Origin of the sequence: Micromonospora sp. WMMA1949, from assembly GCF_027460145.1 — a bacterium.
Classification (GTDB): Bacteria; Actinomycetota; Actinomycetes; order Mycobacteriales; family Micromonosporaceae; genus Micromonospora.
This window is the reverse complement of the sequence record NZ_JAPZBG010000001.1, coordinates 2,293,802-2,319,984: the sequence shown is the minus strand read 5'-3', so window position 1 is coordinate 2,319,984 and position 26,183 is coordinate 2,293,802. Positions and strand designations below refer to the sequence as shown.

The window sequence follows — 26,183 nt, the reverse complement described above, 5'->3', positions numbered from 1 at the left end:
AACCAATTTCCTGGTGGCTGCCGTTTCGCTCGACCCGCCTCCGCCTTAAGAATATTATTAAGTCCGGAGGTGCGGGGGATGGAGTGGGAGATCCTGATGACCGGGCAGGTGGAGGAGTTCCTCGACCAGCTCTACGTTCTCGACCGCGAATCCCACCGCCTCGTCAACCAGGCCATCCTGGTGCTCGAACGCAACGGGCCGACCGAAGGGCGGCCTCTCGTCGACAGCATCACCGCATCGCGTCTGAGCAATCTCAAGGAGCTGCGGCCCCCGTCGGCGGGGCGGACCGAGATCAGGGTTCTGTTCGTCTTCGATCCATGGCGCTCGGCGGTGCTGCTGGTCGCCGGTGACAAGTCCGGGCAGTGGGCACGGTGGTATCGCGAAGCCATTCCGGAGGCGGAGCAGCTGTACGACACGTACCTCAAGGAACGGCAGGAGGAGAACCGATGAGCGGGGTCAAGCGCTGGCGTGACACCACCAACCTGGACCGGGCTATCGACACGGCCGGCGGCCCGCGTGCGTTCGAGGCCGAGGTCGGGGCGATGCTCGATCACGCCCGCGGGTGGCGGCTCGCTGAATTGCGCAAGCGGCGGGAGATGACCCAGGAGCAGGTGGCATCGAGAATGGGTGTCTCGGTCGCCCGGGTGTCGCAGATCGAGTCGGGCAACGTGGCGACCCAGGAGGTGCTCGCGCGCTACATCGGCGCGCTCGGCGGCACCCTCAAGCTGATCGCCGACTTCGGCGACGAGCAGCTCAAGGTTGCCTGAATCCGATGGGTTCACCACTGGATCCCGGCGTCTGTGGACGCGGGATCATTGAGGCATGACCGAGGCGCTTCCCGGCAGGAGCCGGGTGACGATCAGCGACCCGCAGGTGATGCGGGCGCTCGCTCACCCGGCGCGCATGGCGATCATGGAACATCTCGGCACGCTGGAGGGCGGTGCGACGGCGACCGAGTGCGCCGAGATCGCCGGGCTGTCGCCGAGCGCGACCAGCTACCACCTGCGCGAGCTGGCGAAGTTCGGGCTGGTCCGGCAGGCGCCCGGCCGGGGTGACGCCCGGGAGCGGGTCTGGCAGGCGGTGAATCCGTCGTACCACGTCGAGGTGGGACCGGACGCCGACCCGGAGGCGCATGCCGCCGAGGCGGCCCTGGTCGAGGCGCACATGGTCCGCGACGCCCAGCGGGTCCGGGAGTGGCTGCGCCGCGCGCCGGACGAGCCGCCGGAGTGGTACGCGGCGACGTGGTTCAGCGACAGCGTGCTGCTCATGACCGCCGAGGAGTTGACGGAGCTGAACCAGGCGATCCAGGCGCTGATGGAGCCGTACCGGCGACGGACCCGGACCGATCCGCCGGCCGGGGCCCGGCCGGTGGCGACGCAGTATCGGGCGATGCCGCTCGATTGACGGGGTTGCGCACGGCAGTTGTGAAGGATTACTTTCGAAGTATGTCCTTCACAACTGCCGCGTCGCGCTGGCCGGACGTCTGGCTCGCGGCCACCGCGCGCGGCGTCTCCAGTTGCGGGAACTTCCTGGTCACCAGCGCTCTCACGCTTGCGCTCCAGTCCGCCGGGGCCGGTGGGCTCGCGGTCTCCGGGCTGCTGCTCGCCGCGACACTGCCGCTCGTGGCGCTCGCCCCGCTGACCGGCCGCCTCGCCGACCGGGTGGACAGCCGGGTGCTGCTGATCGCCGCCGGGGCCGGCCAGGGTGCGACATGCGTGGCGCTCGCGTACGCCACGGATCCGGTGCTGGTGATCGCACTTGTGGCGCTGCTCGCGACCGGGCTCGCGGTCACCCAGCCGGTGATCGCCGCGCTGGTGCCGGCCATGGTGCTGCCCGAGGACCTGCCCCGTGCCGGTGCGCTGAACCAGACCGCCGGCACGCTGGGCGCACTCGCCGGACCGGCGCTGGCCGGGCTGCTCGTCGGCCAGTTCGGCACCCGCGTACCGCTGCTCCTCGGCGCCCTCAGCTATCTCTCGCTGGTGGCGGCCGGGCTGCTCGTCCGTACCCGCAGGGGAGGCCGCCGGGCGACGGCCGGGACCGCCGCCGTGGTCGCACCCCCGTGGCGGCTGCGCCGCGACCCGCTGCTGACGGTGATGGTCGGCAGCGTGGCCGCGGTGATCGGCGCGGTCGGCGCGGTGAACGTGATCGAGGTCTTCTTCATCCGGGAGACGCTCGGCAGCAGCGCGACCGTGTACGGCCTGGTCACCGGCTCCTGGACGCTCGGCATCGTGCTCGGCGCGTGGCTGTTCGCCCGCGTCGCCCGTCGGCTCGCCGACGACGGCGCGCTGCTCGGTGCCGGGCTGCTGCTGCTCGGCGGCTGCGGTCTGGCGGTGCTGGTCTCGGCGGCGGTGCCCTCGGCCTGGCTGCTCGTGCCCATCTGGCTGCTGGGCGGCGTGGGCAACGGTGGCGACAACGTCTTCAACAACCTGCTGCTGGCACGCCGGGTGCCGGAGGCGGCCCGGGGCCGGGCGTTCGCCGCCTTCGGGGCGGCCGCCCAGGGCGCCGCGATGGGCGGATACCTGATCGGTGGCCTGCTGCTGGAGGTGGCCGGCCCGCGCACGCTCGTCGCCGGATGCGGCGTGGCCGGCCTGCTCGTGGTGGTGGCGCTGGCCTGGCCGGTCCGCCGCGCGGTACGCGCCGAGCGCGCCGCCGCCGGTACGGCCACGCCTGCCGCCGTCGCGCCGGAGCCGGTCTGATCGCCGGTGTTAACAAGGGCCCCTTCCTCTACCGGAGGCGTTAACAAGGGGCCCTTCCTTCCCGGCGGGAGCGGGGTTCGCCACTTCATCGGCTCCCCCGGCGGCGCGGCGGAAGCCACGGCGATACGGTCGGGTCATGGCCGATCGCATCGCCCGCCCCCGCGTGGGGCACATCCAGTTCCTGAACTGCCTGCCCATCTACTGGGGGCTGATGCGGTCCGGCGCGCTCATCGACGTCGACCTGCACAAGGACTCGCCGGACCGGCTGAGCGCCGATCTGGTCGCCGGTGACCTGGACATTGGCCCGATCACGCTCGTGGAGTTCCTCAAGCACGCCGACGACCTGCTGCTCCTGCCCGACCTGGCGGTAGGCAGCGACGGGCCGGTCCTCTCGGTGAACGTGGTGTCCACCCGCCCGCTGGGCGAGCTGGACGGCGCCCGGGTGGCGCTCGGCTCCACGTCGCGTACCGGGGTGCTGCTGGCCCAGCTGCTGCTCGCCGAGCGGCACGGGGTGCGCCCGGAGTACTTCCGCTGCCCGCCGGACCTGACCCAGATGCTGCTGGAGGCCGACGCCGGAGTGCTCATCGGCGACGTGGCGCTGCGCGCGCTCTACGAGGCGCCGGCCAAGGGTCTCGAGGTGACCGACCTGGGGCAGGCGTGGCACGACTGGACCGGCCTGCCGATGGTGTTCGCCGTCTGGGCGGTACGCCGCGAGTTCGCCGCCGCCCACCCGGGGCTGGTCAAGGAGGTGCACGAGGCGTTCCTGCGCTCGCGCGACCTGTGCCTGGCCGAGCTGGACCAGGTGGCGGAGGCGGCGGCCCGCTGGGAGACGTTCGACGCGGCGACGCTCGCCACGTACTTCCGGGCGCTGGACTTCTCGCTGGGGGAGCGGCAGGTGGCCGGGCTGCGCGAGTTCGCCCGCCGGGCGGCCGCGTACGGGGAGGTGCCGGCGCTGCCGGCCGGCGGACCGGAGTTCTTCCAGGGCTGACCGCGCGGGCGAGCGAGGGCTGACCGCGCGGGCCGCGCGGAGTCAGGCCGGGCGTGCCCGGCTCAGGTCGCCGGGCGCAGCAGCGCCTTGGTGATCCGTTCGCAGGCGTCCATGCCGTACTCCCAGCCGCCCTCGACGCCGAACGGGGTGCGCAGCATCACGCCCATCGTCCAGGTGTCGCCGATGGCCAGGCAGTTGACGTGGTACTCCTCTTCCTTGTCCCGGTCGATCCACCCGTTCTTGATGGCGATCTTCTTCTGCTGGGCCGCCGGGAACGCCTTGCGGATGCCGAAGTCGCCGGGAGCGCGGACCTGGCGCATCTCGTTGAGCAGCCACTTGGTCCACTTCGGCCCGGCGGCCCGCCCGTCGTCGATGCAGAGCCCGAGGCGGGCGGTGTCCCGAGGGGACAGCTCGGTGCGGCTCCAGCCGCCGTCATCGGCGACCTCGCTGTCGGTCAGCTTGCAGATCGAGATCAGCCGCTCGATCGAGTCCGAGCCGCCGACATTCTTGTAGAACTCCTGGGCCCGGGTGTTGTCGCTGTCCCGGATGATCTTCGTGGCGTCGGCCAGCTTCGCGTCGCTCGGCGTCTTGCCGTCCGCGGCGCTCAGGCGCAGGTAGTCGGCGACCACCCAGGACTTGATCAGGGACGCGGTGGTGCTCGTCTCGCCCATGTTCGCCGAGCCGATGATCTTTCCGGTGCGCTTGTCCAGCACGGACCAGGCGTACCAGCCCTTGATCTTCAGGCTGTCCAGGTTCTTCGCCTGGAACGGCAGCGGGGCGATCGACGGTGAGGGGGCGACGCGGGTCGCGTTGCGGTCGACGGGCTGCCGGGCGGACCGCTCGCTCGTCGGCTCGGGACGCGAGTTCGCGGTCGCCTCCAGCGGCGAACCGGGGATCACGCGCAGGGAGAGGCCGAGAAGGCCGACGAGGACCGCAGCCAGGACGCTGAACGCCAGCGGCCGCCGATAGCTGCCGGGCCGACGCCGGGCACCGGCCATCAGAGCTTCCCGACCGGCTGCTGCGGCACCTTGAGCGCGGCGCCGGGCTGCGGCGTCACGAGCTGGGTGGCGACGGTGGCGCACATCTTCGCACCGTACGGCAGGCCGGCGCGGCCCGGGTACCGCATCATCACGGCGAGACTCCACTTGTCGGTGAACGCCAGGCAGCTGACGTGCCAGTTGCCGTCGTAGGCGAGCTGGGTCCAGCCGTTCTTCATGTGCACCGGGCCCTGCGACTTGATCGTCGCCGGAAGGCCGTCGATGATGCCCCACCGGCCGCCGCCGGACCGGGTGCCCTGCTTGCTGACGCTGCCGGCCACCTTGGTCATCTCGCTGAGCAGCCACTTGGTCCACTTGGGGCCGGCGGCGCGACCGTCGGCGATGCAGTCGCCGAGGCGGACCGCGTCCCGGGGGGACATCTCGGTGAAGCTCCACCAGCCCTTGTAGTCGGGCACGTTGCCGGGCCTGGTGTCGGTCAGACCGCAGATCTGGATGGCCCGCGCGATGACCGGGTCGGGCCGCCCGCCCGGCTGCGGCCGGTAGGAACCTCCCGCCGCCCGGTAGACCGCGTTCGCGCCGTCGTCGTCGCTGTCCCGGATCGCGAGGATCGCCGCCTTCTTCAGACCGGCGCTCGGCTGCCTGTCGCCGAGCTGGCGGAGGTAGTCCGCGACGATCCAGGCCTTGAGCATCGACTCCGTGGAGCTGGTCTGGTTCATGTTCTCGGCGCCGGTGACGGTGCCGGTCTCGCGGTCCATCAGGGCCCAGGAGAAGAACTCGCCCTTGAAGTTCACCGACACCGGGGCGTCGGCGAGCGTCGGGGCCGCCGGCGCGGTCGGTGCCGGCGCCGGGACCTGCTCGCCGCCGCCGAAACCGCCGACGCCGTCTCCGGTGGAGAACTTCGCGTACGCGGCCGGCACCAGCATGACGCCGCCGATGAGGACCGCCACGATGGCGAGCACCATGGTCACGCGAGGTCGCATGAGTGGTGAGCTCCAGATGTCTGGCCGGGGGGACCGGCGCTTCCGCATGGGTTCGGCCCGGTCGCCACTAGGCCGGGGGACGATGGCCTGAACGGTGACGATCATGAAGCCGAACGGTTTGCCGGTCGGAAGTCTACTTCCGGACAGCCTCGATGCCAGGTCTCGACACCCGTGAGTTTGCCGGGTGAGCGGGATATTGAGCCGCTTTGGCATCCTTGGGGGATTTCACCCACTGCGAGTGATCGACATCACAGCTACCAGGGCCGATGTCGGCATGCACATGCCCGGTGACGCGAGGTGTCCCTCGAAACCTGTTACACCCTCTGGTGTCATTCGTGGCGAGCTGTAACACTGGCTGCATGTATGGCAACGACTTCGCCCCGCCGGAGGACGCTCCGGGCGGCGGCCTGCTCGGCGAGGTGGAGGCGGCGGAAGCGGCGCTGCGCGAGGCGGCGGCGCGGGCCCGGCGCGGCGGTGCGGCCCCGGACGAGGACGTCGAGGCGTACTTCGCCGACGTCATCAGCGCGGACCAGAAGATCGAACCCCGCGACTGGATGCCCGAGGCGTACCGCAGGACGCTGATCCGGCAGATCGCGCAGCACGCCCACTCCGAGATCATCGGCATGCAGCCGGAGGGCAACTGGATCAGCCGGGCGCCGTCGCTCAAGCGCAAGGCGATCCTGCTCGCCAAGGTGCAGGACGAGGCCGGTCACGGCCTCTACCTCTACGCGGCCGCCGAGACGCTCGGCATCAGCCGCGACGAGCTGGTGGAGCTGCTGCTCGAGGGGCGGCAGAAGTACAGCTCGATCTTCAACTATCCGACGCTGACCTGGGCCGACGTGGGCGCGATCGGCTGGCTCGTGGACGGCGCGGCGATCGTCAACCAGGTGCCGCTGTGCCGCTGCTCCTACGGCCCGTACGCCCGGGCCATGATCCGGGTCTGCAAGGAGGAGTCGTTCCACCAGCGGCAGGGCTACGAGATCCTGCACACGCTGGCGCACGGCACCGAAGCGCAGAAGGCGATGGCCCAGGACGCGGTGGACCGCTGGTGGTATCCGTCACTGGCCATGTTCGGCCCGCCGGACGGCGACTCGACGCACAGCGCCCAGTCCATGGCCTGGAAGATCAAGCGCTTCTCCAACGACGAGCTGCGTCAGCGCTTCGTCGACATGTGCGTCGGCCAGGCGGAGGTGCTCGGCCTGACCCTTCCCGACCCCGACCTGCGCTGGAACGACGAGCGGCAGGCGTACGACTACACCCAGCCCGACTACGACGAGCTGATGCGGGTGATCAAGGGCGACGGGCCGTGCAACAGGGAGCGCATGGCGCACCGGCGCAAGGCGCACGCCGACGGCGCGTGGGTACGGGAGGCCGCCGCGGCGTACGCCGCGAAGCGGGCAGAGCGAAAGGCGGTAGCGGCATGAGCGAACGCACCGAGCGGAGCGAGGGCCGTGAGGGCATGCCCGGTCAATCCGGCATGAGCGGCTCGTCCTCTCCCCTGTGGGAGGTCTTCGTGCGGGCCCGCCGTGGCCTGTCGCACACCCACGTCGGCAGCCTGCACGCCCCCGACGCCGAGCTGGCCCTGCGCAACGCCCGGGATCTCTACACCCGCCGCCAGGAGGGCGTCTCCATCTGGGTGGTGCCGGCGAGCGCGATCACCGCGTCCAGCCCGGACGAGAAGGACGCGTTCTTCGATCCGGCCGCCGACAAGGTCTACCGGCACCCCACCTTCTACGAGGTCCCCGAAGGGGCTGCGCATCTATGAGCTTGTTCGACTTCACGCTCGCCATCGGCGACGACGCGCTGATCGCGGCGCAGCGCCTCGGTGAGTGGACCTCCCGCGCTCCCGAGATGGAGGAGGACATCGCGCTCGCCAACATCGCCCTCGACCAGCTCGGCGCGGCGCGCCTGCTGCTCACGTACGCGGGCGAGCTGGAGGGGGCGGGCCGCGACGAGGACGACCTGGCCTACCTGCGCGACGACCGCGAGTTCCGCAACTGCCTGCTGGTCGAGCTGCCCAACGGTGACTTCGGCGCGACCATGGCGAAGCTGTTCTTCCTGGCCGCGTACCAGTCGCCGCTCTACACGGCGCTGGCCGGCTGCGGTGACGAACGCCTGGCGGCGGTCGGCGCGAAGGCGCGCAAGGAGTCGGCGTACCACCTGGACCACGCCGCGCTGTGGGTGAGGCGGCTCGGCGACGGCACCGAGGAGTCGCACCGGCGCATGCAGGACGCGGTCGACGAGGTGTGGCCGTACGTCCACGAGCTGTTCACCCCGGACCCGGCGGCGCCGGTCGACCCGTCCACCCTTCGGGCCGACTTCGACGCCACCGTATCCGCGGTGCTGGACGAGGCGACGCTGAGCCGCCCGGAGACGGGCTGGACGCCCGGTGGCGGCCGGGACGGCCTGCACACCGAGCACCTCTCCTATCTGCTCGCCGAGATGCAGGTGCTGCACCGCGCCCACCCCGGAGCAAGCTGGTGAGCGCGAGGAGTGCAGCGGAGCGGAGCCCCGCAGTCGCGAACGGAGGGCGGCGCTGGTGACCGACGCCAGGGCGGTCGCGGCGGCGGTGGTGGACCCGGAGATCCGGGTCATCACCATCGACGAGCTGGGCATCCTGCGCGCGGTCGACGAGGAACCGGACACCGGCCGGGTCGTCGTCACCATCACCCCCACCTACACCGGCTGCCCGGCCATGGACGTGATCCGGGAGGACATCCGCCGGGCGCTGGCCGCCGCCGGGCATCCGGACGCCGAGGTCCGTACCGTCTACCACCCGGCGTGGAGCACCGACTGGATCTCCGACACCGGCCGGGCCAAGCTCGCCGCCGCCGGCATCGCCCCGCCCGCGCCGCGCGGCGACGACACGGTGGTGCCGTTGACGCTGGCCGTCCGCTGCCCGCGCTGCGGGTCGCCGGAGACCACGCAGATCAGCCGTTTCGGCTCGACCGCGTGCAAGGCGCTGTGGCGCTGCCGCTCCTGTTCCGAACCCTTCGACCACCTGAAGGCGCTGTGACTGTCACCATCACGCGGCCGGTTCGCCGCCGGCCGGTCTTCCACCCGCTGCCCGTCGCCGCCGTGGACCGGCTCACCGACGACTCGGTGTCGATCACGTTCGCGGTACCGGAGGAGCTGCGCGACACGTTCGCGTTCTCCGCCGGGCAGCACCTCACCGTCCGCCGCCCGGCCGGCGGCGACGGCGAGGAGGTCCGGCGGTCGTACTCGATCTGCTCCACCCCCGACGAGCTGGCCCGGCACGGCCGGCTGCGGGTCGGGGTGCGTGAGGTCCCGGGTGGGGCGTTCTCCGCGTACGCCTGCGGTGCGCTGCGTGGCGGCGACACCGTCGAGGTGCTGCCGCCGCTGGGCCACTTCACCTCCGCGTTCACCCCGGACCGGGCCCGCCGGTACGGCGCGGTGGTCGCCGGTTCCGGCATCACCCCGGTCCTCGGGCTGGCCGCGACCGCGCTGGCGACCGAGCCGCACAGCACGTTCACGCTCGTGTACGGCAACCGCACGGCGAACTCGGTGATGTTCGCCGAGGAGCTGGCCGACCTGAAGGACCGCTACCCGACCCGGCTGCACCTGGTGCACGTGCTGTCCCGCGAGATGGGGGAGTCGGCGCTGCTGTCCGGGCGGATCGACGCCGACCGGCTGACCCGGCTGCTCGACACCGTCGTGCCCGGTGACGAGATCGAGGAGTGGTTCCTCTGCGGCCCATACGGGATGGTGGTGGACGCCAAGGCGGTGCTCGCGGGTCGTGGCGTGCCGGACGCGGCGGTGCACACCGAGCTGTTCCACGTCGACGCCCCGCCGGAGCCGGTCCGGCGGGAAACCGACCGGCCCGGGGCGGGCACCGAGGTGACGATCCTGCTGGACGGCCGTTCGTCGAGCTTCACGATGGGCCGGGACGAGCGGGTGCTGGACGCGGCCCTGCGGGTGCGCGGCGAGTTGCCGTACGCGTGCAAGGGCGGCGTGTGCTCGACCTGCCGGGCCAAGGTGACGGTCGGCGAGGTGACGATGGCGCGAAACTACGCGCTGGAGCCCGACGAGGTGGCCGCCGGTTACGTGCTGACCTGCCAGTCCAGCCCGGTCACCGACGAGCTGACAGTCGACTACGACGCGTAGGGGCGCCGCCGCTCAGATCACCACCGGCGGTGCCGTGGCAGCACGGCCACGGGCCCGGCTGACGTGGCCGCGCCACCCGCCGACGAGCGCGAACAGGGTCCATCCCGCCGCGCCGAGCACGAGCATGCCCCGCTTTCCGTCCGGGTCCACGTCCCGCGCGTCTGTCAGTTCCACCTCACCACGCGGGTCGACGACCACTGTCAGCCGCTGGCCGACCCGGTAGCCGGGGGAGCTGCCCCGGTAGACCAGCGGCTCGGCGAGCCGGCCGGTGTCGCCCTGGAGGGCGAACTCGTGCCGCTTGCCGGCCGTCTGCACGTCGGTGATGGTCACCTGCTGGGCGACGCCGCGCTCCCGGAGGACCGACTCCGGCGCGAGCTGCACGGTGCCCACCAGCACGAACAGGGCCGGCACCACCGACAGGAACGTCAGCCACCAGCCCCGGTGCAGCAGGCGCAGACCGACCGCGAAGGCGAAGCAGCCGGCCAGGCTGACGGAGATCGGCACCGCGATCGGCAGTCCCACGGTGAGGTGGCCGACCACCACGCTGACTGCGATCACGGCGAGGCCGAAGCCGACAAGGACGGCGGTCATGGTGAGGGACCAGAGGGCGGAGCGGGCGCCGGCCACGCGTACGGGAGTGGATACGACTGACACGCCGAGAGCGTAGGTGGGCGACGCCAGCGCTCCGCTTTCCGGAGTGGCGTTTCGGGTCGACCACCATCCGTGACACGTAGAACGTTGCGTCCTACACTTGGCTCATGGAGCAGATCGCCGTCCGGGAGCTGAACCAGCACACCAGCCGGGTGCTGGCGCGGGTGCGCGCCGGTGAGACGGTCGAGGTGACCGATCGGGGTGAGCCGATCGCCCGTCTCGTCCCGGTGCTGGCCGGCGACGCGCTCCTCGGCCGGTTGGTGGCCGAGGGTCGGGCTACGGCCCCGACCGCAATCGGCCCGGTCCCGATGCCGCCGGTGCTCGGGGATCCCGCGGTGGACGCCGCAGCCGCGCTGGTCGAGGCGCGCGACGAGGAGCGCTGGTGATCTACCTCGACTCGGCGGCGGTCATCAAGATGCTGCGGCGGGAGGCGGAGACGCCGGATCTGCTCGGCTGGCTGAATGAGCGCGCCGGCACCGCCCTGGTGTCGTCGGCTCTCGTCGAGGTGGAGGTGCCACGGGCGTTGCGTCGTGCCGCTCCACAGGCGCTGGTGGGTGTCCCCTCGGTGCTGGGACGTCTCTACCGGGTCGAGATCGACGCCACGGTCCGGGCGACAGCGGGCGCGTATCCGGAGCCGATGCTGCGCAGCCTGGACGCCGTCCATCTCGCGACCGCCGAGGTGCTGGCCCGGCAGGCGGCGGCCGAGTTCGTCGCGTTCGTCACGTACGACAAGCGGCTGCTGGAGGCGGCCAGGGCGATCGGGCTGCCGGTGGCCAGCCCGGGCATGCCCTGACCGGGTGGGTCTCTCGTCACCAGGTGAGGAGTGGCGTTTCCCGCCGTCGGGCCCGCGACGTACGCTCGGGGATGTGACGGCGAACCGGGAGATCGACGACATCCTGCAACGCGGCGCGGACGGCGGGCGGATCACGCCCGAGGAGGCGCTGCTGCTCTACACCGACGCGCCCTTCCACGCGCTGGGCGAGGCGGCCGACGCGGTACGGCGGCGCCGCTACCCGGACAACATCGTCACGTACCTGATCGACCGCAACATCAACTACACGAACGTCTGCGTGACGGCGTGCAAGTTCTGCGCGTTCTACCGGGCCCCCAAGCACAAGGAGGGCTGGACCCACCCGACCGAGGAGATCCTGCGCCGCTGCGGCGAGGCGGTCGAGCTGGGCGCCACCCAGGTCATGCTCCAGGGCGGGCACCACCCGGACTACGGCGTCGAGTACTACGAGGAGCTGTTCTCCTCGGTCAAGAAGGCGTACCCGCAGCTCGCGATCCACTCGATCGGCCCGAGCGAGATCCTGCACATGGCGAAGGTCTCCGGCGTGAGCCTGGACGAGGCCATCGCCCGGATCAAGGCCGCCGGCCTGGACTCGATCGCGGGTGCCGGGGCCGAGATGCTGCCGGACCGGCCGCGCAAGGCGATCGCGCCGCTGAAGGAGTCGGGCGCCCGCTGGCTGGAGGTCATGGAGCTGGCGCACCGGCAGGGCCTGGAGTCGACGGCCACCATGATGATGGGCACCGGCGAGACGAACGCCGAGCGCATCGAGCACCTGCGGATGATCCGTGACGTGCAGGACCGCACCGGCGGTTTCCGGGCCTTCATCCCGTGGACGTACCAGCCGGAGAACAACCACCTGAAGGGCCGCACCCAGGCGACCACGCTGGAATACCTGCGCCTGGTCGCGGTGGCCCGTCTGTTCTTCGAGACGGTGCCGCACCTGCAGGCGTCCTGGCTGACGACCGGCAAGGACGTCGGGCAGCTCGCGTTGCACATGGGCGTGGACGACCTCGGCTCGATCATGCTGGAGGAGAACGTCATCTCCTCGGCCGGCGCCCGGCACCGGTCCAACCTGCACGAGCTGATCGGCATGATCCGGTCGGCCGACCGGATCCCGGCCCAGCGGGACACGCTCTACAACCGGCTCGCGGTGCACCACACGCCCGCCGACGACCCGAGCGACGACCGGGTGGTGTCGCACTTCTCGTCGATCGCGCTGCCCGGCGGCGGGGCCGGCAAGTCGCTGCCGCTGGTCGAGGTCAACTGAGCGGGTTCGGCCGTTCGGCCGGTCGCCGTCCGTCGTGCGGCCGGAGGTCCGCCCGTTTCCGGTGAAGCTTCGGTCAGGGGTCTTCACCTGCGTGATCACCGGCGGCTAGCCTGCCCGCGCGACACCACCGATCCGGGCCGCGAGCAGGCAGGTAACAGGTCGGCGGCGACCCGGTCGAGCACGGCCCGGTGAGCCGACGACGCCATTACGCTGGCGGCGTCCGTCGGGGACCGTCGTCCTCCATCGGCCCATGAGGGCCGTTCACATAACGCACCGCGGCAAGGGCGGGATGGGTGACCATCCCGCCCTTGCCGTCTGTCGGTATCGACGGGAATTCCCACCGTCGGACGCTGGCGTGGCGACGCGTCGCTCCGGTACCGTCCCTTCGTTCCGTGCATTGATCGGCACGTCCCTACCCCCGGGGGAACAATGACCTTCCGCTACCGGTCCACGCTGGCCAGCGCCGGCGTCGTGGCCCTGCTCTCCACCGCCGGTTTCGGCGCGCTCGCCGGCCCGGCGCAGGCGGCCGACAAGGCCGACCTCCAGCTCATCCCGCTCAGCTACCAGCTCGCCAACGGCGTCAGCGAGGCCAAGGCCAAGCCGTTCAAGTTCCAGGTGAACAACACCGTCGGGACGGTGGACGCGAAGGACGTCCGGGTCACGGTCGAGACGAAGGGCCTCGTGAGGGCCAAGGTCGGTGTGCTGGTCCCGGCCGGCTGCGACATCCGCGGCACCGCCTTCTCCTGCCTGCTGGGCGACCTGCCCGCCGGGACCACTGAGGACTTCGGCATCCCGCTGTTCTCCACCGGCGGCACCGGCGCGGCCGGCACGCTCACGGTCTCGATCAGCGCGGCGAACGGCACCGGTGTGCTGGACACGGTCGACCACGACATCACCGTCACCGACCCCGGTTACGACCTCACCACGTGGGTCCAGGACGTGTACGCCGACGTGGTGGTCGACGGCGACGACGCCGGTGAGTCGGGCCTGCGCCCGGTCCGGCCGGGCCAGACCGCGCCGCTGGACTGGGCCGTGTTCAACGACGGCAGCGAGAACGCCACCGGCGTCAGTTACGGCATCACGCTGCCGGCCGGCGTCACCTTCGCCGAGCTGCCCGAGGGCTGCGTCGAGCAGAACCTGGGCGGGTTCGCCAACGCGTACTGCGAGGACCTGGGCGCGGTGCTCAAGCCCGGCCAGTACTACACCGCGGGCGTGCGGGTGACTGTCGGCGCGGACGTGACCGAGAAGGTGCTCCGCCCGGGCTTCGTCTGGGCCGCCGGGCTGGAGGCGGCCTCCGGCGCGCCGGAGGAGCGGCCGAAGGCCGCCACCTCGGCGCAGCGCCGCGCGTTCTCCGAGGCCGACGACGGTGACAACACCGCCCAGTTCGACGTCTTCGTCGACCAGAGCCCGCAGTCGACGCCGAGCCCGACGCCGACCGCCGGCCCGACCTCGACGCCGACCGCCGAGCCGACCCCGACCGGCAGCGTGACGGCGGTGCCGACCCCGACCGCCGGTGGCGGTACGGGAGGCGGCACCGGCGACGGTGGCCTGCCGGTGACCGGTATGCAGGTCGGCCTGATCGGCGGAATCGGCGCGGCCGTCCTCGCGGCCGGCGCGGCGCTGATGATGCTGTCCCGCCGCCGCAAGGTGGTGCTCGTCACGCCGGGCGAGGAGCGCGCCGAGGACTGACCGGCGAACCGTTACGCGATCAGGGCGGGGTGGGTGGCCACCCCGCCCTCTCGCGTACCCGGGGCAGGACGGGAGCGGCGCGGCTGGCAGAGTGGAGGGGTGAGCCGTACCCCGCAGGGCCAGCGCGCCAGCCTGGACAAGCAGCCGCACGAGGTAGCCGCGATGTTCGACGGTGTCGCGGCCCGCTACGACCTGACCAACACCGTGCTTTCCTTCGGGCAGGACCGGTCCTGGCGGCGGGCCACCCGGGCGGCGCTCGGGCTGCGGCCCGGCGAGCGGGTGCTCGACGTGGGCGCCGGCACCGGCGTCTCGACCGAGGAACTGGCCCACTCCGGGGCGTACGCGGTCGGCGCCGACCTGTCGCTGGGCATGCTGTACGCGGGCAAGCGCACCCGCCCGTCGGTGCCGCTGCTGGCCGGGGACGCGCTGCGGTTGCCGTTCGCCGACGCCAGCTTCGACGCGGTGACCATCTCCTTCGCGCTGCGCAACGTGAACGACACCGATGCCGCGCTGGCCGAGTTGGCCCGGGTGACCCGGCCGGGCGGGCGGCTGGTGGTCTGCGAGTTCAGCACGCCGGTGAACCCGGCGTTCCGCACCGTCTACCTGTCGTACCTGATGCGGTCGTTGCCGGCCGTCGCCCGGGCGGTGTCGAGCAACCCGGACGCCTACGTCTACCTGGCGGAGTCGATCCGGGCCTGGCCGGACCAGGCGGCGCTGGCCGCCCGGATCGGCGCGGCCGGCTGGGGCCGGGTGGCGTGGCGCAACCTGACCGGCGGCGTCGTGGCGCTGCACCGGGCCGTCCGAAACTGACCGCGCAGCCAGCAAGCGCTGGGCATTTCGTGAATATCCGGTTCTGGTCTACTTTGTCCCGTAGGCTCGCCCCCATGACGGGACCAGACCAGGCCGCCACCGACGACGACGCCGCCGAGCTGATCGCGCAGCTTCGCGAGCTGGCCGGCGCGGATCCCGCCGACGTACGTCAGGTCGTCGCCGAGGTGCTGGCGGCGCTGGACCGGGCGGCCGGTGGCGCGCTGCGCGACCACCTGCCCGAGGCGATCCGCCTCGACGCCGGGCTGGGACCGGCCTCGCCGGCCCGTCCGTGACCGGTTTCGGCGCTCCTACCGGCCCGTTTCCGCGAAGTTAGGCCCCCCTCACCGCGTACTGGTGTAACGGCGGTCATAGACTCCATCCGGATCGGCTTGTGAAGCATTTCACGAGCATGCGGGAGGAGGCGCGGATGACCGCGGTGGAGAACGACGCCGACGTCATCGTCGTGGGCGCCGGTCCCGGAGGATCGGCCACGGCGTACCACCTGGCGCGGCACGGCGTACGCGTGCTGCTGCTGGAGAAGACGGAGTTTCCCCGGGAGAAGGTCTGCGGTGACGGGCTCACGCCCCGGGCCGTGCGGCAGCTCATCCGGATGGGCGTGGACACCTCGCCCGAGGCCGGCTGGCTGCACAACAAGGGCCTGCGGGTGATCGGCGGCGGAGTACGCCTGGAGCTGGACTGGCCCGACCTGGCCAGCTTCCCCAACTACGGCCTGGTGCGCACCCGGCTCGACTTCGACGACCTGCTCGCCCAGCGCGCGGTCGCCGCCGGGGCGAAGCTCCGGACCAGCGTCAACGTCCTCGGGCCGGTGCTCGGCGCCGACGACCGGGTGATCGGCGTGCAGGCCGAGGTCGGCCCGGACAAGGAACCCGCCACGTTCCACGCGCCGCTCGTGGTCGCCGCAGACGGCGTCTCCGGCCGCTTCCCGCTCGCCCTCGGGCTGGCCAAGCGGGAGGACCGCCCGATCGGTGTGGCCGTCCGCCGCTACTACCGCTCGCCCGCCAAGCACGACGACGACTACCTGGAGTCCTGGCTGGAGCTGCGAGCCAAGGGCAGCGACGCGCTGCTGCCCGGCTACGGCTGGATCTTCGGCCTCGGCGACGGCCGGGTGAACGTCGGCCTGGGCGTCCTCAACTCCTCCTCGGCGTTCGGCAAGACGAACTACCGCAAGCTGCTCACCGACTGGCTCGCGAACACCCCCGAGGACTGGGGGATGACCGACGAGGCCAACGCGGAGGGCCCGATCCTCGGCGCCGCACTGCCGATGGGCTTCAACCGGGTCCCGCACTACACCCGCGGCGTGCTGCTGGTCGGCGACTCCGGTGGCATGGTCAACCCGTTCAACGGCGAGGGCATCGCGTACGCGATGGAATCGGGCGAGATGGCCGCGGAGGTCGTGGTGCAGGCCCTGGCCCGCCCGGCGGGCGCGGAGCGGGAGCGGGCGCTGATGGCGTACCCGCAGGAGCTGAAGGCCCGCTTCGGCGGCTACTACCGGCTCGGCGGCGTCTTCGTGAAGCTCATCGGCCGCCCCGAGATCATGCGGATGGCGACCAAGCACGGCATGCCGCACCCGATGCTCATGCGCTTCGTGCTCAAGCTGCTGGCCAACCTGACCGACCCGCGCGGCGGGGACGCGATGGACCGGGTCATCAACGCGATGACGAAGGCGGCCCCGGCCGTGTAGGAGACGACCGACCACGAGCCGGACAGAGATCGACCCCCCGACGACCGAGGTCTCAGGGACGTGAATAGTGTGATTTTGGCCAACCACCGAGGTCAGGGAAGGACGAGCAGGGGACAACGATGACGCTCTCTCCTTACGCACCCATCATCGGGCTGTTCGCCCTCGCTGCGGCGTTCGCGCTGTTCTCCGTGGCCGCTGCCCGACTCGCCGGCCCGCGGCGTCTGAACAAGGCCAAGCTCGAGGCGTACGAGTGTGGCATCGAGCCGAGCCCGCAGCCGGTCGGCGGCGGCCGGTTCCCGATCAAGTTCTACCTGACGGCGATGCTCTTCATCGTCTTCGACATCGAGATCATCTTCCTCTACCCCTGGGCGGTCTCCTTCGACGCCCTGCCGATCTTCGGCTTCGTGGAGATGGTCCTGTTCATCGTCGCGGTCTTCGTCGCGTACGCCTACGTGTGGCGTCGCGGCGGCCTGGACTGGGACTGAGGAGGTAGCAGATGGGCATCGAGGAGAAGCTCCCCTCCGGCGTCCTGCTCACCAGCGTCGAGAAGCTGGTCAACTGGACGCGGAAGACCTCGGTCTGGGGCGCCACGTTCGGTCTGGCCTGCTGCGCCATCGAGATGATGGCGGCGGGCGGCCCGCACTACGACATGGGCCGCTGGGGCATGGAGGTCTTCCGCGCCTCGCCCCGCCAGGCGGACCTGATGATCGTGGCCGGCCGGGTGAGCCAGAAGATGGCACCGGTCCTGCGCCAGATCTACGACCAGATGGCCGAGCCCCGCTGGGTCATCTCGATGGGCGTCTGCGCCAGCAGCGGCGGCATGTTCAACAACTACGCCATCGTGCAGGGCGTCGACCACGTCGTCCCGGTCGACATGTACCTCCCCGGCTGCCCGCCCCGGCCGGAGATGCTCATCGACGCGGTGCTCAAGCTGCGCGAGAAGATCATGCACGAGCCGCTGGGCCCGAACGGCCGCAAGATGCTGGAGGCCCGCCAGGCGCGTGGTGACGTGCCGGTGGTGCCGTACGGCTCGATGCCCTCGTCGTACCGCAGCGACAAGGCCCGCCGTGCCGAGTGGACGAAGGCGGTCCGCGAGGGGCGCGAGGAGCAGCTCCGGATCGAGAACTGGATGAAGGCGCAGAACCACCTTCAGGCGTCGCATAGGGGCCCGAAATGACCGCACCGAACGACAAGAACAACGACGGCGGGGTGCCGGTACCCACCACCCCGGCCGGTGCCAGCTCCACCGCCCCGGCGGAGTACCCGCCGGCCAGCCCCGCCGGTCGGGGCATGTTCGGCAACCAGGGCACCGGTGACGTCTCCGGCTACGGCGGCCTGGTCCGCCAGCGCAAGCCGATCGAGGAGGCGGCCCGGCCGTACGGGAGCTACTTCGACGAGGTGCGGGACGCGCTGGAGGAGGCGTACCCGGACTTCGGCGACGCGATCGAGAAGGTCGTGGTCGACCGGGGCGAGCTGACCCTGCACGTCCGCCCGGAGCGGATCGCCGAGGTCTGCCAGGTGATGCGCGACGACCTCGCGCTGCGCTTCGAGCTGCTCTCGTCGGTGTCCGGTGTGGACTACCTGGGCGCGGAGCGCCGGCTGCACGTGGTCTACCAGCTCACCTCGATGACCTACCGGCGCATGGTCCGGCTGGAGGTGGCGGTCTCCGCCGAGGAGCCGCACGTCCCGAGCGTCACCGCCGTCTACCCGACCGCCGACTGGCAGGAGCGGGAGGCGTACGACATGTTCGGCGTCATCTTCGACGGCCACCCCGCCCTGACCCGGATCCTCATGCCGGACGACTGGGAGGGGCACCCGCAGCGCAAGGACTACCCGCTGGGCGGCGTACCCGTCGAGTACAAGGGTGCGGAGATTCCCCCGCCGGACAAGCGGCGGTCGTACCAGTGAGCGCGAGGAGTGCAGCGAAGCGGAGCCCCGCAGCCGCGATCGGAGGGTTGGCACTGTGAGCACGTCGAACTACGCGACCGAGCGCGAGACGACCGAGGGCAAGGTCTTCACCGTCACCGGCGGGGACTGGGACGAGGTCGTCTCCGGCACGGACCCGATCAACGACGAGCGGATCGTCGTCAACATGGGTCCGCAGCACCCGTCCACCCACGGCGTGCTCCGGCTGGTCCTGGAGCTGGAGGGCGAGACGGTCCGCGAGGCCCGCTCGGTCGTCGGCTACCTGCACACCGGCATCGAGAAGAACCTGGAGTACCGCAACTGGGTCCAGGGTTCGACGTTCGTGACCCGGATGGACTACCTCTCGCCGCTGTTCAACGAGACGGCGTACGCGCTTGCGGTGGAGAAGCTGCTCGGCATCACCGACGACATCACCGAGCGGGCGACCACCATCCGCGTGCTGATGATGGAGCTCAACCGCGTCTCGTCGCACCTGGTCTGGCTGGCGACCACCGCCATGGAGCTGGGCGCGATCAACATGATGCTGTACGGCTTCCGCGAGCGGGAGTACGTCCTCGACATCTTCGAGACCATCACCGGCCTGCGGATGAACCACGCGTACGTGCGGCCGGGCGGCGTGGCGCAGGACGTGCCGGACGACGCGATCCGCAAGATCCGCGACTTCCTCCAGCTGATGCCGAAGCGGCTCAAGGAGTACGAGAACCTGCTGTCCGGCCAGCCGATCTGGCTGGAGCGTACGCAGCACGTGGCGGTGCTCGACGTGACCGCCTGCATGGCGCTCGGCGTCACCGGCCCGGTGCTGCGGTCCGCGGGCCTCGCGTGGGACCTGCGCAAGACGATGCCGTACTGCGGTTACGAGACGTACGAGTTCGACGTGCCGACCCACACCGACGGTGACGTGTGGGGCCGCTACCTGGTCCGGGTCGCGGAGATCCGCGAGTCGCTGAAGCTGATCGAGCAGGCGCTGGACCGCCTGAAGCCCGGCCCGGTGATGGTCTCCGACAAGAAGATCGCCTGGCCGGCGCAGCTCGCCATCGGCGTGGACGGCATGGGCAACTCGCTCGAGCACGTCGCGAAGATCATGGGTCAGTCGATGGAGTCGCTGATCCACCACTTCAAGCTCGTCACCGAGGGCTTCCGGGTTCCGCCGGGCCAGGTGTACGTCGGCATCGAGTCGCCCCGCGGCGAGCTGGGCGTACACGCGGTGTCCGACGGCGGCACCCGGCCCTACCGGGTGCACTACCGGGAGCCGAGCTTCGTCAACCTCCAGGCCCTCCCGGCGATGGCCGAGGGCGGCCTGATCGCCGACGTGATCGCCGGCGGCGCCTCGCTGGACCCCGTGATGGGTGGTTGTGACCGATGAGTTTTTCCGAAACGACTCGCGCCCGCGCGCGGGAGATCATCGCCCGGTACCCGGCGGACCGGTCCCGCTCGGCGCTGCTGCCGCTGCTGCACCTGGTGCAGTCCGAGGAGGGCTACGTCTCCCCGGCCGGTGTCGAGTTCTGCGCCGAGGTGCTCGGGCTCAACAAGGCCCAGGTCGGCGCCGTCGCCACCTTCTACACCATGTACAAGCGCAAGCCGACCGGTGACTACCTGGTGAGCGTCTGCACCAACACGATGTGCGACGTGCTCGGCGGACAGAAGGTCTACGACACCCTGGCCGAGCACCTCGGCGTCGGGCACGAGGAGACCACCGCCGACGGGAAGATCACCCTGGAGCACGCCGAGTGCCTGGCGGCGTGCGACTACGGCCCGGTGATGACCGTCAACTACGACTTCTTCGACAACGTGGAGCCGCAGGCCGCGCTCGACGTGGTCGAGGAGCTGCGTGCCGGCGGCCGGCCGATGCCGACCCGTGGGGCGCGGCTCTGCACGCTCAAGGAGATGGCGGTCCAGCTCGCCGGTTTCGCCGACGAGCGCGACGGCGCGGTGGCCGACGGCGGGCCGGGCGAGCCGAGCCTGCGCGGCCTGCGCCTGGCCGAGCAGCACGGCGTCTCGGTGCCGGGCTTCGACCCGAAGACCCCGATCCGCAGCAAGGCCGAGGCCGACCGGGCCGCCGCCGAGGCGAAGGCGAAGGCCGAGGCCGCGAAACCGGCCCCCGCGCCCGAGCCGGCCGAGCCGAAGGCGGCCTCCGGCAGCACCGCGCCGGACGTGAAGGCACCGGACGCCAAGTCGCCGCAGGTGCGTACCGCCGAGACCCGGCAGCCGGACGCGAGCACCCCGGTGCCGGACGCCCCCGGCACCAAGGTCCCGGTGGACGGACCGGCCCCGGCGCCGCGCGACGCGCGGGCGGCGGAGGCGGCCGGCGCGGCGGCGAACCCGCCGGCCGGCGACGGCAAGCCCGCCGGCGACGACGCCGGCGCGCAGGAGCGCAACCTCAAGGAAGCGGAGTCCGGTACGGGCGCGGACGGCGCCGACCCGGCGGACGCCAACGGATCGGGGGTCCGGAAGTGACCACTCCTCGGCCGGAGACGCTGGCCAAGCTCACGCCGGTGCTCACCAAGCGCTGGCTCTCGCCGGACGCGTGGCGGCTCGGCACCTACGAGAAGCTGGACGGCTACGCCGCCCTGCGCAAGGCGCTCAAGGCGCACCCGGACGACCTGATCCAGCTGATCAAGGACTCCGGACTGCGCGGCCGGGGCGGCGCGGGCTTCCCGACCGGTCTCAAGTGGGGGTTCATCCCGCAGGGCGACGGCAAGCCGCACTACCTGGTGGTGAACGCCGACGAGGGCGAGCCGGGCACCTGCAAGGACCTGCCGCTGATGACCTACGACCCGCACTCGCTGGTCGAGGGCGTCATCATCGCCTCGTACGCGATCCGGGCCAACCGGGCGTACATCTACATCCGCGGTGAGGCGGTGCACGCCGCCCGCCGGCTGCGCAGCGCTGTCGACGAGGCGTACGCCAAGGGTTATCTCGGCCGCAACGTCCTCGGTTCGGGCTTCGACCTGGACCTGGTGGTGCACTCCGGCGCCGGGGCGTACATCTGCGGTGAGGAGACCGCGCTGCTGGACTCGCTGGAGGGCTTCCGGGGCCAGCCCCGGCTGCGCCCGCCGTTCCCGGCGACCCACGGCCTGTACGCCAGCCCGACCGTGGTGAACAACGTCGGCACCATCGCCAGCGTGCCGTACATCGTGCTCGGTGGCGCGGACTGGTGGAAGACGATGGGCACGGAGAAGTCGTCCGGCCCGATGATCTACTCGCTGTCCGGCCGGATCGCCAACCCGGGTCAGTACGAGTGCTCGATGGGCATCACGCTGCGCGAGCTGATCGAGCTGGCCGGCGGGATGAAGCCCGGGCACAACCTGAAGTTCTGGACCCCGGGTGGCTCGTCGACGCCGCTGCTGACCGCCGAGCACCTGGACGTGCCGCTGGACTTCGAGGGGGTGGCGGGGGCCGGCTCGATCCTGGGCACCACCGCTACGCAGATCTTCTCCGACCAGGACTGCCCGGTGTACGCGACCTACCGGTGGCTGGAGTTCTACCACCACGAGTCGTGCGGCAAGTGCACCCCGTGCCGGGAGGGCAACTACTGGATGGTCCGGGTCTACCGGCGCATCCTGTCCGGCCAGGGCACCCACGAGGACCTGGACACCCTGCTCGACACCTGCGACAACATCCTCGGCCGCTCGTTCTGCGGTCTGGGTGACGGCGCGACCAGCTCGGTCACCTCGTCGCTGAAGTACTTCAAGCAGGACTACCTCGACTACATCGAGGGACGTACCGCTCCGAAGCTGTCGGAGAAGACCCTGGTAGGGGCGCACTGATGACCGACGTAGCCAAGCAGACCGAGACCGTCACGCTGACCATCGACGGCGTCGAGGTCACCGCCCCCAAGGGGGCGCTGCTGATCCGGGTCGCCGAGCAGCTGGGCACCGAGATCCCCCGCTTCTGCGACCACCCGCTGCTGGCCCCGGCCGGCGCCTGCCGGCAGTGCCTGGTGGAGGTGGAGGGCCAGCGCAAGCCGGTCGCCTCCTGCACCCAGACCGTCGCCGACGGCATGGTGGTGCGGACGCAGCTCACCTCCCCGGTCGCCAAGAAGGCCCAGGAGGGGGTGATGGAGCTGCTGCTCCTCAACCACCCCCTGGACTGCCCGATGTGCGACAAGGGCGGCGAGTGCCCGCTGCAGAACCAGGCGATGTCCACCGGCCGGACGGACTCGCGGTTCCACGAGCACAAGCGGGAGTACCCGAAGCCGCTGCCGATCAGCACCCAGGTGCTGCTCGACCGCGAGCGCTGCGTGCTCTGCCAGCGGTGCACCCGGTTCTCCGAGGAGATCGCCGGGGACAAGTTCATCGACCTGATGGGACGCTCCTCGCACGAGGAGATCAACATCTACCGGGACGAGGAGTACGGCGAGGACGGCGACGCCGGTGACGTCCCGTTCAACTCGTACTTCTCCGGCAACACCGTGCAGATCTGCCCGGTGGGCGCGCTCACCGGCGCGCAGTACCGGTTCCGGGCCCGCCCGTTCGACCTGGTCTCCACGCCCAGCGTCTGCGAGCACTGCTCGGCCGGCTGCGCCCAGCGCACCGACTGGCGGCGCGGCAAGGTGCTGCGCCGGCTGGCCGGCGACGACCCGGCGGTGAACGAGGAGTGGAACTGCGACAAGGGCCGCTGGGGCTTCCAGTACACCCGCGCGTTCGACCGGATCAGCACCCCGATGGTGCGCGACGAGAAGACCGGTGAGCTGCGCGAGGCGTCCTGGAGCGAGGCGCTGACCCGGGCCGCCGAGGGGCTGCGTGCGGCCCGCGACGGCGCGACCGGCACGGCGGTGCTGACCGGCGGCCGGCTCACCGTCGAGGACGCCTACGCGTACGCGAAGTTCGCCCGCATCGCGCTGCACACGAACGACATCGACTTCCGGGCCCGCCCGGTCTCCCGCGAGGAGGCCGACTTCCTGGCCAGCAGCGTCGCCGGGGTCACCGACGTGACCTACACGGACGTGGAGAACGCGCCCGCCGTGGTGCTGGTCGGCCTGGAGCCGGAGGAGGAGTGCCCGATCCTCTTCCTGCGGCTGCGCAAGGCGTACCTGAAGAAGAAGCTCACCGTGTACGCGCTCGCGCCGTTCGCGACCCGCGGCCTGGAGAAGCTCGGGGCGAAGCTCGCCCGGGTGGTGCCCGGCGAGGAGGCCGGCGTGCTGGCCGAGCACGCCACGGTGGCCGAGGCGCTGGGGCAGCCCGGCGCGATCCTGATCGTCGGCGAGCGCCTGGCCGAGGTGCCGGGCGGGCTGTCGGCGGCGGCGGACGTCGCCCGGCGTACCGGTGCCCGGCTGGTCTGGGTGCCGCGGCGCGCGGGTGACCGCGGCGCTGTCGACGCGGGCTGTCTGCCGAACCTGCTCCCCGGCGGCCGTGTGGTCACCGAGCCGGCCGCGCGCGCCGAGCTGGGCGAGGCGTGGGACATCCCGGCCGGGGTGATCCCCAGCCAGGCCGGCCGCGACACCGACGGCATCCTCAGCGCCGCCGCGAACGGTCAGCTGGGCGCCCTGGTGGTGGCCGGCGTCGACCCGGCCGACCTGGCCGACCCGCGTCTGGCCGAGACGGCCCTGGACGCGGTGCCGTTCCTGGTCAGCCTGGAACTGCGGATGAGCGCGGTGTCCCGCCGCGCCGACGTGGTTCTGCCGGTCGCGCCGGTGGTCGAGAAGGCCGGCAGCTTCCTGGACTGGGAGGGCCGGCTGCGCACGTTCGAGAAGGTGCTGGACACCGGCGCGATGACCGACGCCCGCATCCTCGACGCGCTCGCCGCGCAGCTCGACGTGCGGCTGGGCACGGGCGACGTGCCGAGCATCCGGCGCGAGCTGGGCGCGCTGCCGCGCACCCGGGTCGAGCGCCCGTCGGCGCCCTCGGTCGAGGCGGCCGCCGTGCGGCAGCCCGGACCGGGCGAGGCAGTGCTCGCCACCTGGCACCAGCTGATCGACCTGGGCAGCCTCACCGACGGCGACGAGCACCTCGCCGGCACCGCCCGCCCGCCGGTGGTCCGGCTCGGCAAGGGCACCGCCGAGGCGCTGGGCGTCGCCGACGGTGACCCGGTCACGGTGGGCACCGACCGCGGCGCGATCACGCTGCCGGCGGCGATCACCGAGATGCCCGACGGCGTCGTCTGGCTGCCGACCAACTCACCCGGTTCCACCGTGCGGCGTGGCCTCGGCGCGACGTCCGGCGACGTGGTGAGCGTCTCCGCAGTCGGGAACGAAAGGTGGGTGCAGTGAACCCCGTCATCCTCGCGGCGCAGGACCCGACGCTTGCCGACTTCGGCAAGGACCCGTGGTGGCTGGTCCTCGGCAAGATCCTGTTCGCGTTCGTCGTCGCCGTGGCGGCCACGCTGCTCGGCGTCTGGTTCGAGCGCCGGGTCGTCGGCCGCATGGCGGTCCGGCCCGGCCCCAACCAGGCCGGCCCGTTCGGTCTGCTCCAGACGCTCGCGGACGGCGTGAAGCTGGCCTTCAAGGAGGACATCCTCCCGCGCAAGGCCGACAAGGTCGTCTACTTCTTCGCCCCGGTGATCTCGGTGGTCTGCGCGGTCACCGCGCTGTCGGTGATCCCGTTCGGGCCGATGGTGAGCATCTTCGGGCACCGGACGCCGCTGCAGGTCACCGACGTGTCGGTGGCGGTGCTGGTGGTGCTGGCCTTCTCCTCGCTCGCCGTGTACGGCATCGTGCTCGGCGGCTGGGCCAGCGGCTCGACCTACCCGCTGCTCGGCGGCCTGCGCTCGGCGGCCCAGCTGGTCTCGTACGAGGTCACCATGGGCCTGAGCGTGGTCGCGGTCTTCATGACCGCCGGCACCATGTCGACGAGCGGGATCGTCGCCGCGCAGGGCGACGGCACCCGGCTGAGCATCGGCGGCTTCGACCTCGCCGCGCCCGGCTGGTACGCGATCCTGCTGCTGCCCAGCTTCATCATGTTCTTCATCGCCATCGTCGGTGAGACGAACCGGGCGCCGTTCGACCTGCCCGAGGCGGAGTCGGAGCTGGTGGCCGGCTTCCAGACCGAGTACAGCTCGCTGAAGTTCGCGCTGTTCATGCTCAGCGAGTACGTCGCGATGGTGACCATGTCGGCGTTCACCGTGACGCTGTTCCTCGGCGGCTGGCACGCGCCGTGGCCGATCACCATCTGGTCGGGCGCCAACGAGGGCTGGTGGCCGATGCTGTGGTTCTTCGGCAAGGTCATCCTGCTGGTGTTCGTCTTCGTCTGGCTGCGCGGCACGCTGCCCCGGCTCCGGTACGACCAGTTCATGCGCTTCGGCTGGAAGGTGCTGCTGCCGCTGAACCTGGTCTGGATCATGGTGCTCGCCGGGCTGCGCTCGATCGAGGACTGGCAGGCCCGGGACCGGCTGCTCGTCACCGCCGTCGGCGCGGGCGTGCTGCTGCTGATCACGCTCTTCTGGCCGTCGCGGAAGAAGGAGCTGAAGCCGTCGCTCCAGGAGCAGGCGGACACCCGGCCGTACGGCAGCTTCCCGCTGCCGCCGATGGATCTTCAGGTTCCGCCGAGCCCGCGTACCAAGCGCGTGCTCGCCGAGCGGGAGCCGGCCAACGTCGTCGCCGGCCCGGACTCCAGGGAGGTGTGAC

The 26,183-nt window shown here is 71.5% G+C and carries 28 protein-coding genes; 25 read left to right on the top strand and 3 right to left on the bottom strand.

Annotated features, from left to right (window positions below):
- The first annotated feature begins 78 nt into the window (after positions 1 to 78).
- The 5 genes from O7607_RS10830 (at position 79) to O7607_RS10810 (ending at position 3,684) form a co-directional block, all read left to right on the top strand.
- Complete coding sequence (locus O7607_RS10830) at positions 79 to 450, top strand: type II toxin-antitoxin system RelE/ParE family toxin (RefSeq protein WP_269702867.1); 372 nt, start codon at positions 79 to 81, stop codon at positions 448 to 450.
- Positions 447 to 767, top strand: coding sequence for a helix-turn-helix domain-containing protein (locus O7607_RS10825; protein ID WP_269702866.1), 321 nt, complete (start codon positions 447 to 449; stop codon positions 765 to 767). Before O7607_RS10830 ends, O7607_RS10825 begins: the two co-directional genes overlap by 4 nt.
- Before the next feature lie 55 nt (positions 768 to 822).
- On the top strand, positions 823 to 1,404 hold the full coding sequence (locus tag O7607_RS10820) for an ArsR/SmtB family transcription factor (RefSeq protein WP_269702864.1): 582 nt from the start codon (positions 823 to 825) through the stop codon (positions 1,402 to 1,404).
- Between the two features lie 41 nt (positions 1,405 to 1,445).
- Positions 1,446 to 2,696 (top strand): MFS transporter, encoded by a 1,251-nt coding sequence (locus O7607_RS10815; RefSeq protein WP_269702863.1) that lies wholly within the window; start codon positions 1,446 to 1,448, stop codon positions 2,694 to 2,696.
- Between the two features lie 136 nt (positions 2,697 to 2,832).
- Complete coding sequence (locus O7607_RS10810) at positions 2,833 to 3,684, top strand: menaquinone biosynthetic enzyme MqnA/MqnD family protein (protein ID WP_194802049.1); 852 nt, start codon at positions 2,833 to 2,835, stop codon at positions 3,682 to 3,684.
- 62 nt (positions 3,685 to 3,746) lie between these two features.
- Here the strand turns inward: O7607_RS10810 and O7607_RS10805 are convergent, their stop codons facing one another.
- Together O7607_RS10805 and O7607_RS10800 are read right to left on the bottom strand one after the other, a co-directional pair.
- A complete protein-coding gene (locus O7607_RS10805; RefSeq protein ID WP_269702862.1) occupies positions 3,747 to 4,682 on the bottom strand; it encodes a hypothetical protein in 936 nt (311 codons plus the stop codon).
- On the bottom strand, positions 4,682 to 5,662 hold the full coding sequence (locus O7607_RS10800) for a hypothetical protein (RefSeq protein ID WP_269702860.1): 981 nt from the start codon (positions 5,660 to 5,662) through the stop codon (positions 4,682 to 4,684). The genes O7607_RS10805 and O7607_RS10800 overlap by 1 nt, the downstream gene beginning before the upstream one ends.
- A 359-nt stretch (positions 5,663 to 6,021) precedes the next feature.
- On the opposite strand from O7607_RS10800, the gene paaA reads away from it, so the two are divergent.
- Genes paaA through paaE form a run of 5 tightly spaced genes read left to right on the top strand, consistent with a single transcriptional unit; the run spans position 6,022 to position 9,787 of the window.
- On the top strand, positions 6,022 to 7,086 hold the full coding sequence (gene paaA / locus O7607_RS10795) for a 1,2-phenylacetyl-CoA epoxidase subunit PaaA (RefSeq protein WP_269702858.1): 1,065 nt from the start codon (positions 6,022 to 6,024) through the stop codon (positions 7,084 to 7,086).
- Positions 7,083 to 7,427: a 1,2-phenylacetyl-CoA epoxidase subunit PaaB gene (paaB, locus tag O7607_RS10790; protein ID WP_442929476.1), complete on the top strand. Its 345-nt coding sequence runs from the start codon at positions 7,083 to 7,085 to the stop codon at positions 7,425 to 7,427. Before paaA ends, paaB begins: the two co-directional genes overlap by 4 nt.
- On the top strand, positions 7,424 to 8,146 hold the full coding sequence (gene paaC / locus O7607_RS10785) for a 1,2-phenylacetyl-CoA epoxidase subunit PaaC (protein WP_269702856.1): 723 nt from the start codon (positions 7,424 to 7,426) through the stop codon (positions 8,144 to 8,146). The genes paaB and paaC overlap by 4 nt, the downstream gene beginning before the upstream one ends.
- A 55-nt stretch (positions 8,147 to 8,201) precedes the next feature.
- A complete protein-coding gene (gene paaD / locus O7607_RS10780; protein WP_269702855.1) occupies positions 8,202 to 8,678 on the top strand; it encodes a 1,2-phenylacetyl-CoA epoxidase subunit PaaD in 477 nt (158 codons plus the stop codon).
- Positions 8,675 to 9,787: a 1,2-phenylacetyl-CoA epoxidase subunit PaaE gene (paaE, locus tag O7607_RS10775; RefSeq protein WP_269702854.1), complete on the top strand. Its 1,113-nt coding sequence runs from the start codon at positions 8,675 to 8,677 to the stop codon at positions 9,785 to 9,787. Before paaD ends, paaE begins: the two co-directional genes overlap by 4 nt.
- A gap of 12 nt (positions 9,788 to 9,799) precedes the next feature.
- Here the strand turns inward: paaE and O7607_RS10770 are convergent, their stop codons facing one another.
- A complete protein-coding gene (locus tag O7607_RS10770) occupies positions 9,800 to 10,441 on the bottom strand; it encodes a hypothetical protein (protein WP_269702853.1) in 642 nt (213 codons plus the stop codon).
- A gap of 104 nt (positions 10,442 to 10,545) precedes the next feature.
- Between O7607_RS10770 and O7607_RS10765 the strand changes: the two genes are divergently transcribed.
- From O7607_RS10765 to nuoH, 15 genes are all read left to right on the top strand, one after another.
- Positions 10,546 to 10,824, top strand: coding sequence for a type II toxin-antitoxin system Phd/YefM family antitoxin (locus O7607_RS10765; protein ID WP_269702851.1), 279 nt, complete (start codon positions 10,546 to 10,548; stop codon positions 10,822 to 10,824).
- Entirely contained in the window at positions 10,821 to 11,231 is a 411-nt protein-coding gene (locus O7607_RS10760; protein ID WP_043327321.1) for a type II toxin-antitoxin system VapC family toxin, read from the top strand. Before O7607_RS10765 ends, O7607_RS10760 begins: the two co-directional genes overlap by 4 nt.
- 73 nt (positions 11,232 to 11,304) lie before the next feature.
- Complete coding sequence (mqnC, locus tag O7607_RS10755) at positions 11,305 to 12,495, top strand: cyclic dehypoxanthinyl futalosine synthase (RefSeq protein ID WP_030500766.1); 1,191 nt, start codon at positions 11,305 to 11,307, stop codon at positions 12,493 to 12,495.
- A gap of 429 nt (positions 12,496 to 12,924) precedes the next feature.
- Positions 12,925 to 14,184, top strand: a complete 1,260-nt coding sequence (locus tag O7607_RS10750; protein ID WP_269702846.1) for a cell wall anchor protein — start codon at positions 12,925 to 12,927, stop codon at positions 14,182 to 14,184.
- A 99-nt stretch (positions 14,185 to 14,283) separates the two neighbouring features.
- Entirely contained in the window at positions 14,284 to 14,994 is a 711-nt protein-coding gene (locus O7607_RS10745) for a demethylmenaquinone methyltransferase (protein WP_091414513.1), read from the top strand.
- Between the two features lie 74 nt (positions 14,995 to 15,068).
- Entirely contained in the window at positions 15,069 to 15,287 is a 219-nt protein-coding gene (locus O7607_RS10740; protein ID WP_269702843.1) for a hypothetical protein, read from the top strand.
- Positions 15,288 to 15,421: 134 nt separating this feature from the next.
- Positions 15,422 to 16,696: a geranylgeranyl reductase family protein gene (locus O7607_RS10735; protein ID WP_269702842.1), complete on the top strand. Its 1,275-nt coding sequence runs from the start codon at positions 15,422 to 15,424 to the stop codon at positions 16,694 to 16,696.
- 119 nt (positions 16,697 to 16,815) lie between these two features.
- The gene (locus O7607_RS10730) at positions 16,816 to 17,181 is read left to right on the top strand and encodes an NADH-quinone oxidoreductase subunit A (RefSeq protein ID WP_013283601.1); all 366 of its coding nucleotides are present in this window, start codon (positions 16,816 to 16,818) and stop codon (positions 17,179 to 17,181) included.
- Between the two features lie 11 nt (positions 17,182 to 17,192).
- Complete coding sequence (locus O7607_RS10725) at positions 17,193 to 17,873, top strand: NuoB/complex I 20 kDa subunit family protein (RefSeq protein ID WP_013283602.1); 681 nt, start codon at positions 17,193 to 17,195, stop codon at positions 17,871 to 17,873.
- Positions 17,870 to 18,604 (top strand): NADH-quinone oxidoreductase subunit C, encoded by a 735-nt coding sequence (locus O7607_RS10720; RefSeq protein WP_269702840.1) that lies wholly within the window; start codon positions 17,870 to 17,872, stop codon positions 18,602 to 18,604. Before O7607_RS10725 ends, O7607_RS10720 begins: the two co-directional genes overlap by 4 nt.
- Before the next feature lie 55 nt (positions 18,605 to 18,659).
- Positions 18,660 to 19,985: an NADH-quinone oxidoreductase subunit D gene (locus O7607_RS10715; protein WP_269702838.1), complete on the top strand. Its 1,326-nt coding sequence runs from the start codon at positions 18,660 to 18,662 to the stop codon at positions 19,983 to 19,985.
- On the top strand, positions 19,982 to 21,076 hold the full coding sequence (gene nuoE, locus O7607_RS10710) for an NADH-quinone oxidoreductase subunit NuoE (protein WP_269702836.1): 1,095 nt from the start codon (positions 19,982 to 19,984) through the stop codon (positions 21,074 to 21,076). The genes O7607_RS10715 and nuoE overlap by 4 nt, the downstream gene beginning before the upstream one ends.
- Complete coding sequence (gene nuoF, locus O7607_RS10705) at positions 21,073 to 22,389, top strand: NADH-quinone oxidoreductase subunit NuoF (protein ID WP_269702834.1); 1,317 nt, start codon at positions 21,073 to 21,075, stop codon at positions 22,387 to 22,389. Before nuoE ends, nuoF begins: the two co-directional genes overlap by 4 nt.
- A complete protein-coding gene (locus O7607_RS10700; protein ID WP_269702832.1) occupies positions 22,389 to 24,830 on the top strand; it encodes an NADH-quinone oxidoreductase subunit G in 2,442 nt (813 codons plus the stop codon). The genes nuoF and O7607_RS10700 overlap by 1 nt, the downstream gene beginning before the upstream one ends.
- The gene (gene nuoH, locus O7607_RS10695; protein WP_269702830.1) at positions 24,827 to 26,182 is read left to right on the top strand and encodes an NADH-quinone oxidoreductase subunit NuoH; all 1,356 of its coding nucleotides are present in this window, start codon (positions 24,827 to 24,829) and stop codon (positions 26,180 to 26,182) included. Before O7607_RS10700 ends, nuoH begins: the two co-directional genes overlap by 4 nt.
- Position 26,183 lies beyond the last annotated feature (1 nt).

What these genes read in the sequence shown, in the direction of transcription:
- O7607_RS10730 (WP_013283601.1), top strand. Translation starts at nt 16,816, where the DNA reads ATGACGCTCTCTCCTTACGCACCCATCATCGGGCTGTTCGCCCTCGCT.
- O7607_RS10740 (WP_269702843.1), top strand. Translation starts at nt 15,069, where the DNA reads ATGACGGGACCAGACCAGGCCGCCACCGACGACGACGCCGCCGAGCTG.
- paaC (WP_269702856.1), top strand. Translation starts at nt 7,424, where the DNA reads ATGAGCTTGTTCGACTTCACGCTCGCCATCGGCGACGACGCGCTGATC.
- O7607_RS10720 (WP_269702840.1), top strand. Translation starts at nt 17,870, where the DNA reads ATGACCGCACCGAACGACAAGAACAACGACGGCGGGGTGCCGGTACCC.
- paaB (WP_442929476.1), top strand. Translation starts at nt 7,083, where the DNA reads ATGAGCGAACGCACCGAGCGGAGCGAGGGCCGTGAGGGCATGCCCGGT.
- nuoE (WP_269702836.1), top strand. Translation starts at nt 19,982, where the DNA reads ATGAGTTTTTCCGAAACGACTCGCGCCCGCGCGCGGGAGATCATCGCC.
- O7607_RS10815 (WP_269702863.1), top strand. Translation starts at nt 1,446, where the DNA reads ATGTCCTTCACAACTGCCGCGTCGCGCTGGCCGGACGTCTGGCTCGCG.
- O7607_RS10825 (WP_269702866.1), top strand. Translation starts at nt 447, where the DNA reads ATGAGCGGGGTCAAGCGCTGGCGTGACACCACCAACCTGGACCGGGCT.
- paaA (WP_269702858.1), top strand. Translation starts at nt 6,022, where the DNA reads ATGTATGGCAACGACTTCGCCCCGCCGGAGGACGCTCCGGGCGGCGGC.
- O7607_RS10700 (WP_269702832.1), top strand. Translation starts at nt 22,389, where the DNA reads ATGACCGACGTAGCCAAGCAGACCGAGACCGTCACGCTGACCATCGAC.
- O7607_RS10765 (WP_269702851.1), top strand. Translation starts at nt 10,546, where the DNA reads ATGGAGCAGATCGCCGTCCGGGAGCTGAACCAGCACACCAGCCGGGTG.
- O7607_RS10725 (WP_013283602.1), top strand. Translation starts at nt 17,193, where the DNA reads ATGGGCATCGAGGAGAAGCTCCCCTCCGGCGTCCTGCTCACCAGCGTC.
- O7607_RS10820 (WP_269702864.1), top strand. Translation starts at nt 823, where the DNA reads ATGACCGAGGCGCTTCCCGGCAGGAGCCGGGTGACGATCAGCGACCCG.
- O7607_RS10800 (WP_269702860.1), bottom strand. Translation starts at nt 5,662, where the DNA reads ATGCGACCTCGCGTGACCATGGTGCTCGCCATCGTGGCGGTCCTCATC.
- O7607_RS10805 (WP_269702862.1), bottom strand. Translation starts at nt 4,682, where the DNA reads ATGGCCGGTGCCCGGCGTCGGCCCGGCAGCTATCGGCGGCCGCTGGCG.
- O7607_RS10735 (WP_269702842.1), top strand. Translation starts at nt 15,422, where the DNA reads ATGACCGCGGTGGAGAACGACGCCGACGTCATCGTCGTGGGCGCCGGT.
- O7607_RS10830 (WP_269702867.1), top strand. Translation starts at nt 79, where the DNA reads ATGGAGTGGGAGATCCTGATGACCGGGCAGGTGGAGGAGTTCCTCGAC.
- O7607_RS10750 (WP_269702846.1), top strand. Translation starts at nt 12,925, where the DNA reads ATGACCTTCCGCTACCGGTCCACGCTGGCCAGCGCCGGCGTCGTGGCC.
- O7607_RS10810 (WP_194802049.1), top strand. Translation starts at nt 2,833, where the DNA reads ATGGCCGATCGCATCGCCCGCCCCCGCGTGGGGCACATCCAGTTCCTG.